This window comes from Rudaea sp. (assembly GCF_036383415.1).
Lineage (GTDB): Bacteria > Pseudomonadota > Gammaproteobacteria > Xanthomonadales > Rhodanobacteraceae > Rudaea.
Genome location: NZ_DASVOK010000123.1, coordinates 1 through 4,339, shown reverse-complemented (window position 1 = coordinate 4,339; position 4,339 = coordinate 1). Strand labels below are relative to the sequence as shown.

The window sequence follows — 4,339 nt, the reverse complement described above, 5'->3', positions numbered from 1 at the left end:
ATAGCCGCACGGCGGCAGACTTCCCAAGGTGGTGTTCGTGATGTCGGTACCGTAGCGATTGCCGGTGTAGGTCGCCGTGGTCGTGCCCGCAGTGAACGTCTGCGTCTGCGGCGCGCGGAAGCATTGCGAGGCGAAGAACAGACCGCTGGGACCGGCCACCGGCTGCATCGGTGCCGGTGTTCCCTCGGCAGTCGTCGGACGCACGAACTTCGGCTGGAAGCCGTAGTCGTCGAGCCCGGTCACCGCCGCGATCAACCCGTTCGTGCCCTTGTCGACCGACGGGTCGGCGGCGTTGGAGCGATAGCTCACGCCGTTCAGGCCGTACTGGTTGAGCTGCACATGGAACGTCTTCTGGATGTCGGCGACGCTGCCCTGTGCCTTCACGTAGAGATTGTTGTCGGCGACCGAAAGCACGCTGAGGTTGTGCGCGGCGAGCAAATTCGAGATCGCTTTGACTTCCTGGGCGGTTGGCGCATACGTCGCGTTGAATTGATCCTGGGTGATCCAGTGCTGATAGCTGGCCGAGTTTTTCTGCTTTTGTCCTTCGACGAGCGCATCGAGCTGCGCCTGGTTATGCAGCTTGAGCCAGACGTTGACTTGAAGAATGCTTGTTGGATCGAGCGGGCCCTGGTTGGTCGCCTTGTTGATGAAGCCGGGGGTGTTGTTCGCAATGGCGTCCTGTCCGCCCTGTGCGGCGAACGCGCCGACAGTGCAGAGCGAGGTGAGCACGGCTAGGGATCGAAAGAGATATCGTGTGTTCACGAATCTATCCTCCACAGCGGATTGGGGCGACCACCATACGACCAGGTTTCAGAAATCCACGTTAAGAAATTCTGAACGAATCGGGAGCCTCGCCTTGCGTGAACGGAAAGGTTCGCCTCAGGCGGCGAACTGCAGGCGCGCAAGCTCTCCGTAGAGTCCGCCGGCCCGCAGCAGTTCTGCGTGCGTGCCTTGGGCGACGATGCGACCCGCGTCCATGACGACGATGCGGTCGGCCTTGAGGACCGTCGCAAGACGATGCGCGATGATCAGCGTGGTGCGACCGTGCATCAGGCGCTCGAAGCCCTGCTGGATCTGGTTTTCCGATTGCGCGTCGAGATTGCTCGTCGCCTCGTCGAGCAGCAGGATCGGCGCGTCCTTGAGCAGCGCGCGCGCGATCGCGATGCGCTGCTGCTGGCCGCCGGAGAGGCGCACGCCGCGTTCGCCGAGATAGGTGTCGTAGCCCTCGGGCTGCGCGGCGATGAAATCGTGCGCCTCGGCGGTCTTGGCCGCGGCGATCACTTCCTCTTCGTTCGCATCGACCTGGCCGAAGCGGATGTTGTCGCGCGCGCTCGCGCCGAAGATCACCGTGTCCTGCGGCACGAGCGCGATCGCGCCGCGCAGTTCGGGCAGCGCGAGCTGCTTCAGGTCGACGCCATCAATGCGGATCGTGCCGCGCTGCGCGTCGTAGAAGCGCAGCAGCAGGTGGAACACCGTGCTTTTGCCGGCGCCAGAGGGGCCGACCAGGGCGACCGTCTCGCCAGGCTTCACGGTGAGGGTGAAGTCGTGCAAGGTCGGTGCGTCCGGGCGCGAGGGGTAGCGGAATTCGACCTGCTCGAAGCGGATCTCGCCGCGCATCGGCTTCGCCAGCGCGACGGGTTGCGCCGGCGTGCGAATCTCCGGCGTCGTCGCGAGCAATTCGCCGATGCGCTCCATCGCACCCGAAGCGCGCGCGATCTCGCTCCACACTTCGGTCAGGCCGCCGATCGAGCCGGCCGCGATCACCGCGTAGAACACGAACTGGCTCAGCACGCCGACGTCGAGGCGGCCGTCCATCACGCTGCGCGCGCCGCTCCAGAGGACGAGCGTGATCGCGCCGAAGATGAGCAGGATCACGAGCGCGGTCAGAACCGCGCGCTGGCCGATGCGCTTTTTCGCCGTCGCAACCGCGCGCGTGATCGCGGTGTCGTAGCGCGCGATCTCGTACGGTTCGCGCGCGTAGGCCTGCACAGCGTAGGTCGCGTTGAGCGTTTCGTTGGCGATCGCGGAGGCGTCGGCGATGCGGTCCTGGTTGGCGCGTGCGAGGCGTTGCTGGCGCCGGCCCATGAGCACGATCGGCGCGATCACGAGCGGAATCACGAGCGCGGCGTAGCCGGCCAGGCGCGGACTCGTCGCGACCAGCATCGCCGTGCCGCCGAGCGCGGTGAGCAGGCTGCGCAGGGCGACCGAGATCGAAGACGTGACGACGCTTTGCACGAGTTCGGTGTCGGCGGAAAGGCGCGAGGTCAGTTCGCCAACACGCGTGCGCTCGAAGAACGGCTGGTCGAGCGAGAGCAGGTGCGCGTAGAGTTTCTTGCGCAGGTCAGCGACGGTGCGTTCGCCGAGCAGGGTGATGCAGAAATAGCGTGCGGCCGTGGCCAGCGCGAGCACGATCGCGACGCCGAACAAGCCGAGAAAGGCCGAGTCGATGACCGCCGAGTTCGCATGCGCGAAGCCGCGGTCGATCATCACGCGCACCGCAACCGGCAGCGCCAGCGTGGCGAGCGAGGAGACGGCGAGGAACGCGAGCCAGCCGACCAGCAGGCCGCGATAGCGGGAGAGGTAGGGCCACAGCAGCGGCAGGGCGGAAAAACGGCGCTGCGGCGCGGCCGGCGGGCTGGCGAAGTCGGTCATCGAGTGGGTCAAAACCTGGATCGGATCGCTATGGTGCCGCACATGGGTGAATTCAATCCATTTTATTCCGGTCGGGCGAGGTGCAGGCCGCCGAACCGCGTCGCGCGGCCGCGGCCGAAAGCAATTCGTGACGGACGGCGGCGCGGGGTGGAAAATGCACGCATCGCCACGATGCGGAGCGAGCCATGCAGATCCACGAAGTCTTCGCCTACCTGTGCGTGTCGGACGCCGTCGCGGCGATCGATTTCTACGCGCGCGCGTTCGGCGCACACGAGAAATTCCGCCTGACCGAACCGGACGGCCGCATCGGCCACGCCGAACTCGACTTCGGTGGCACGACGATCATGCTCAGTCACGAGTTTGCCGAATACCGCATTCCTTCGCCCGCGACGCTGGGCGGGACGCCGGTGAGCATCCACCTGCACGTCGACAATGCCGACGAAGTCGTCGCGCGGGCGGTCGCCGCGGGCGCGACGGTCGAGCGTCCGCTCGCGGACCAGTTCTACGGCGAGCGCGGCGGCGTCGTGCGCGATCCGTTCGGGCATCGCTGGAACATCGGCCACGAAATCGAGAAGCTCACGCCCGAAGAAATGCAGAGGCGCTATACGGCCTTGTTCGACGGCGGCAGCTAACGCCGTCGAGCGGAATTCAGGCGAGGACTTTCACTTCGCTGCGTCCGCGCGTCGCATCGGCGAGCAGTTGGCGCAGCGCCGCGACATGCTCGGCCGGCAGAGCCAGACGCAATGTCGCGCCACCCGCGTGGAAGGTTTCGCCGAGTTTGTCCGCCCGCAATTCGGCCAGGCGCGCATGCAGCAGCGGCAGGGCGGCGAACGGCAGGGCGAATTCCACAGTCGCCAATTCGATGAACTCGGTCTTCGCCGCGAGGCGCAGGCACTCCGCAGCGCAGCCGCCATAGGCGCGTGCGAGGCCGCCCGCGCCGAGCTTGATGCCGCCGTACCAGCGCGTGACGACGACGATCGTGTTGTCCATCTGCTGCGCGTCGATCGCCTGCAGGATAGGCCGGCCGGCGGTGCCGCCCGGTTCGCCATCGTCGTTGAAACGGTACTGCTGGCCGATGCGGTAGGCCCAGCAGTTGTGCGTCGCCGAAGCATCGCCGACCGCACCGACGAATTCCAGCGCCGTGCCGGGCGATGCGACATTTGCTGCATTTGCCACAAATATACTTTTTCTCACTTCCTGGCGCAGCACTGACGGTGCGGAGAGGACGAAACGCGTGCTGCTCATTCGAGGCCGCGCAGGTCGGACGGGACGCGGAAATCCGGGTGATGCGCGCGCAGGTCGGCGAGCGCCCGCCGGGCCGCGTCGCGATGGCCGTCGTGTAACATCGCGCGTACGATTTCGACCCAGGCGGCGAGCGGCGGCGGATCGGGCGGGTAGGTGCCGCTGCGCGTGCCGTCGGCGATTTCCCAGCGATAGCGTGCCGCCGCGGATGGATCGGGCCTGACCACGAACGGTGATCCTCCAGTCGCCGCACGGTCCGCAAATGCTTCCGCCGCAGCGGCGCGATTGGCGCTCGCGGCTTTGCGCAGCTCCGACGAAGACGCTGCGCCAGTGGTCGATGCCGGCCGCGCCGTTTCCGCTTCCATCGCCGCGGGTTGCGGAAGTGGAGGAGCGGTCGCGGCGGCCGTTGGCGACGCACTGTTTGTACGTGGCTGCTCGACTGCGC

Annotated in this window: 5 protein-coding genes; 1 reads left to right on the top strand and 4 read right to left on the bottom strand. The window is 66.6% G+C overall.

Going from position 1 to position 4,339, the window contains the following annotated elements:
* Together VF497_RS04690 and VF497_RS04685 are read right to left on the bottom strand one after the other, a co-directional pair.
* A partial coding sequence (locus VF497_RS04690) for a protease pro-enzyme activation domain-containing protein (protein WP_330886480.1) occupies nucleotides 1–762 on the bottom strand: 762 nt, incomplete at its 3' end.
* A gap of 117 nt (nucleotides 763–879) precedes the next feature.
* Complete coding sequence (locus VF497_RS04685; RefSeq protein WP_330886479.1) at nucleotides 880–2,652, bottom strand: ABC transporter transmembrane domain-containing protein; 1,773 nt, start codon at nucleotides 2,650–2,652, stop codon at nucleotides 880–882.
* 185 nt (nucleotides 2,653–2,837) lie between these two features.
* Here VF497_RS04685 and VF497_RS04680 point away from each other — a divergent pair, with 185 nt between their 5' ends.
* Nucleotides 2,838–3,284: a VOC family protein gene (locus VF497_RS04680; protein ID WP_330886478.1), complete on the top strand. Its 447-nt coding sequence runs from the start codon at nucleotides 2,838–2,840 to the stop codon at nucleotides 3,282–3,284.
* Nucleotides 3,285–3,300: 16 nt separating this feature from the next.
* Here the strand turns inward: VF497_RS04680 and VF497_RS04675 are convergent, their stop codons facing one another.
* Nucleotides 3,301–3,897 carry a YigZ family protein gene (locus VF497_RS04675; RefSeq protein WP_330886477.1) on the bottom strand — a complete coding sequence of 199 codons (597 nt, stop codon included), beginning with the start codon at nucleotides 3,895–3,897 and terminating at the stop codon, nucleotides 3,301–3,303.
* Nucleotides 3,894–4,121 (bottom strand): hypothetical protein, encoded by a 228-nt coding sequence (locus VF497_RS04670; protein WP_330886476.1) that lies wholly within the window; start codon nucleotides 4,119–4,121, stop codon nucleotides 3,894–3,896. Before VF497_RS04670 ends, VF497_RS04675 begins: the two co-directional genes overlap by 4 nt.
* Between the last annotated feature and the right edge of the window lie 218 nt (nucleotides 4,122–4,339).